The sequence below is a fragment of the Candidatus Zixiibacteriota bacterium genome (assembly GCA_014728145.1).
GTDB lineage: Bacteria > Zixibacteria > MSB-5A5 > JAABVY01 > JAABVY01 > WJMC01.
Window position 1 is genome coordinate 1 of sequence record WJMC01000085.1, and the last position, 4,604, is coordinate 4,604.

Consider the following 4,604-nt stretch of genomic DNA (forward strand, 5'->3'; position numbering starts at 1 on the left):
CCTAATGGCAATCCGGTTTATTCTCAATGGAAATGGTTATATCCAGGTATATCAGCAGGATGGGAAGTGAGTGATTGGTATGATGATGGCGATTATCAATTCGGTACGAATGATACAATAGAGATATTTCATTCCTATACTCAAGATACTCTTTTAGAATTAATTAATATTGTTACTCCTATTATTAAGCTTGACATCCTCAAGACAGAAACATATCTCGAAATGATTGATAATAATCCTCTGATTCTGGAATGGTCTACTCCTCTTGGTACGTACTGGGTGGAAATATCGCCCGATTATACAATAGGATACATACTATATGGATGGATTGACGGAGATTATTCCGGAACTCTTAATACCGATGATTACATTGAACTTTATACCTTAAATGGTCCTGATTCCGGGCAGGTTATACAAAGTACTATTGATGTTTATGCTACAGGATTAGTCACATCGTCAGTTTGTCAAGGAATGTGTGGTGATGCCAACAATGATGGATCAGTCGATGTGTCCGATGTCAACTATATTGTAAGTTATGCTTTCAACGGAGGTGATCCGCCAATTCCTGTCACTGCTTGCGGTGATGCAAATTCAGATGCGTCCGTGGATGCCTCCGATTCAGTATATATCATTAACTTTATCTTTGCAGGAGGTGCTCCCCCAGATGATTGCAGTTATGGTTCATGGGGAGACGAAGACTGCTGTCCGTATGAATACAATTCTAATTAAACAAAGATCAGATACCTACCTGTACCCGAAGATCTCGGCATAGATGATGAGGATGATCAAAGCCAGGCCGATGAACAGGGCGATCGCGCCAAAGACTTTCAGAAAGCGCACCAGAACCGGCGGAAGCGGTTCGACCAAATGCTTTCTGATCTTGCGTGATTTGATCAATTCGCGGTACTGTTTGGGACGGTCCTGACGGAGCTCATGCAAAGGCACCCGGCCGGTGAAAATCACTGTATCCATCGGGAACTTGTCCGGGCGGAAATGCGAATTGAAGAAATGCACGGTGAAGATGAACGCGGTCGCTAAAAGGGCTTCATCGGAATGCACAATAGTGGCTACATTGATAATCCAGCCCGGCAGAAACAGCGTGAAGAACTCGGGGAACCAGAGCATCAAACCGGTCGATCCGATCACACCGACGCCCCAGAATACCGCAAAGTAATCGAACTTCTCCCAATATGTCCAGCGCCCGTACTCGGGACGAGGACCGGCACCGATAAACCACTTGATAGTGGCTATAAACTGCCGGCCGTCCTCGCGGTTAAACATCATCGACTCCGGCCCGAAGAACATAGCCTTGATACCCTTTTTCTGCCGGATCATACGCTGGAAAATGTTAACGAGATGGATGCCGAACACACCCAGCAGGATCACCGCACAGACCCTGTGGATGAAGCCGGTTGACTCAAAACCACCCATAGCCTGCGATAAAAACTGCGCCCATCCGAGGTACGAGAATTTGAGCGTCATACCGGTCACAGCCAGACCCAGGAAACTGAAGATTATGAAGATATGCATTACGCTGTGGATCGTATCGAAGCGCCGGAACTCCAGCTTGCCCGAGAACGCCTCACGCATCTTGCGATGTTGCCTCATCAACTGGAACGAGCGCGGTAACCACATAAGCGTATGGGTCCCCGCCACCGTCAGCGTGCCCACAAGCAAAATAGTCATGAACCAGAATGTATAGAACAAAATCGGGTACTTGGTCTTGTCATGATGAGTGGCGTGGGTCAGGTAACCGGCGAACTGCCGATGGCTACCGGGATGACAGTCCTTGCAGGTTTCGACGATGTTCTGATGAGATAATCTCGAGTTCGGGTTGTCGGTCGGCAGGATGTCATGCGCACCATGGCAGTCGGAGCACTTGGCCGCCGCCGCGTAGCCCAGCTTGGACACCTTTCCATGGAATGTATCGAAATAAGATTCGGTCACGTCTTCATGGCAATGACCGCAATGCGTCATGATTTCCAGCTGAAAATCAGCCTTGTCAGCGGGCGGAATCGAATGCGATTGATGGCAGTCGTTACAGACCGGAAGCTTCTCATCGCTGTCGGAGACATCCGGTGAATGGATGCTCACAGAGAATTCTTCATATATGCCGTTGTGACATTTGGCACAGGTTTCGTCAATATTGTCCGGGTTGACGCTCGAGGCTGTATCAGCCTCCGGAAGAACATGGTGGGCGGTATGGCAGTCTGTGCACATGGCAGTTACCACCAGCCCGCTTTCAGTCAATCCACGCCCGTGGATACCCATACGATATTCCGCTACAACATCGCGTTCACCTTCATTATAACGCCGGGCGGCCTTTTCGCCAGAACTGTGACATTGACCACACAGCTCCGGAACATTAGTCGGGAAGGTCATTGATTTCGGGTTGCGGCGCGCCTTGATACTGTGATGGCTGTGGCAGTCCTCGCACAGGGGAGCATCCGGATCACCTCGATCAGCCAGCTTTCCGTGAGTCGAAGTGGCGTAGGTCTCGACCGTTTCGGCATGACAGATCGAGCAGTCCACCCGCTGGATAACGGTATAGCAGGGACGGGAGTGTTCCTGGCTCAGGCCGGTATGGCACTGCGCGCAGGTAACCTGCCTGTGGATCGAATGTTGTACATCCATGGAATCGACATACATCGAAACCGTGTCGCCGTCACGCACCGCCACAAGGTTCGGATCGGCATGACATTCCAGACATTCCCTGTTCGACCAGCCTTCTTCATAGAAAACCTGACGGATCTGGTGAGGCGGATGGCAGTCAATACAAACCGGCACTCTATTCGGCTCGCTGGCCCAGAGTTCACCACGGATTACCTTGCGATGTACCTTCTCGATTTGACCGTGGCACTGCTGGCAGGTCTGAGCCACATTGGAACGGTGAATACTCGAACTCGGATTTTCGTGGTTGAGCACATTATGAGCGGTATGGCAATCGGTACAGACCGCGGTAACCGTCAGTCCCTGCTGATACAGCCCGACTCCATGGATAGACTGTGAATAGTGCGAGAGGATGCTGTCCTCGGGTATATCGTAGGTACGCGCAACCTCACTGCCCTCCTTGTGACAGCGACCGCACATAAAAGGTATATTGAATTTAAATGTCTGAGCGTTTTCATTGTCGTTGGACTTAATATAGTGGGATCCATGACAGCTCGCGCATGACGGCGCAAGGCTGTGGCCGCTCTTTACTCGCTGGCCATGCAGACTGCCGGCATATTCCTCGGCGACACCATCATGGCAAAACCCGCAGTCGACTTTCTCGAGATCCTCCTCATGAGGGATCTCAGCATCGATCAGGTCCTGGTGACAATCGACGCATTCCAGCGCGCCATGCATCGACTCTTCAAAATCTTTGAGGTGTATATATACTGAAACATCCCTGCCGTCGACTGTCCCGGTCAGGTCGGGATCCTCATGGCACATCATGCAGTCATCGTTGGATTGCGCGGATAACAGGGAAAAGCCCCATAACAGGATAGTGAGCAGTGCGAATAGATGCTTCATGGGGTACGTATACTCAGATCTCTTACTTGTTTCAAAGCCATAATTTAGAATTCCAATAATATATAATACGCATAATTTGACATTGCAAGTGGAATCATCGTCCGAATTCCAGTAATCTTCAGTTTCTTTTTCACTTGATTTTATCGCCAAATTTTCTTTTATGACGGTAATAAATTGTAGCCTGATTTACTTTTGCAGGATAAAGATGCGCGAACTGAAACTTTCGACCACGATTTTTCTATGGGTACTTGCCGTGGTTATCACTCTCGCCTCGGTTGTTTACCAGCGGATGACCGGGCCTACTTATCCGCTTCGGGGCGAAGTCGAAATCGAGGGCAATACGATCAGCTACAAGCTGTTGCGCACCTATGAGAACATCTCCGATGCCGAGATGAAGATCGTAACCGAAAGCGCTAATATCTCGGGACGCTTGAAATACCGTCGCTATAAAAGCCATGACCAGTGGCATACTCTCAAACTGCCCCAACATGGGGATACTCTCCTGATTTCACTTCCAAAACAACCAGCCGCGGGCAAGATCATGTACGAACTGACCCTGATCGATTCTGCCGGACGCGAATACCCGCTCCAGGAAGAGCCGACCATCATCCGCTTCAAAGGGCCAGTGCCGATTTCGGTTTTGATCCCGCATATTATCCTGATGTTCGGGGCCATGCTGTTGTCGACACGAACCGGTCTTGATGCGCTGATGAGGGGCAGGTTGTCATTTCGATACACCGTTATTACTACAGTCGTGATGTTCGTGGGTGGATTGGTCATGGGTCCCTTGGTACAGAAATATGCTTTCGACGCGCTCTGGACCGGATGGCCGTTCGGGCATGACCTGACCGACAACAAAACACTGGTAGCATTCGTGTTCTGGCTGATCGCACTATGGCGCGCGCGCAGGTTCCCTGACGGCCGGGCCTGGATCATCGTCGCTTCTATTGTTACCCTGGTGATATTTTTGATCCCCCACAGTGTCCTCGGCTCCGAGATCGATTACACCCAGATGGAAATGGTAAAAGAATAATATTGGTACATTGATGCTTCTTGAAAGTGCCCGGTTGACCTGCCGATATGAGGAA

Annotated in this window: 2 protein-coding genes; one reads left to right on the forward strand and one right to left on the reverse strand. The window is 49.9% G+C overall.

Annotated features, from left to right (window positions below; genetic code table 11):
- Positions 1-744: 744 nt before the first annotated feature.
- The gene (locus GF404_05390) at positions 745-3,516 is read right to left on the reverse strand and encodes a hypothetical protein (protein MBD3381615.1); all 2,772 of its coding nucleotides are present in this window, start codon (positions 3,514-3,516) and stop codon (positions 745-747) included.
- 205 nt (positions 3,517-3,721) lie between these two features.
- Here GF404_05390 and GF404_05395 point away from each other — a divergent pair, with 205 nt between their 5' ends.
- Complete coding sequence (locus GF404_05395; protein MBD3381616.1) at positions 3,722-4,549, forward strand: hypothetical protein; 828 nt, start codon at positions 3,722-3,724, stop codon at positions 4,547-4,549.
- Positions 4,550-4,604 lie beyond the last annotated feature (55 nt).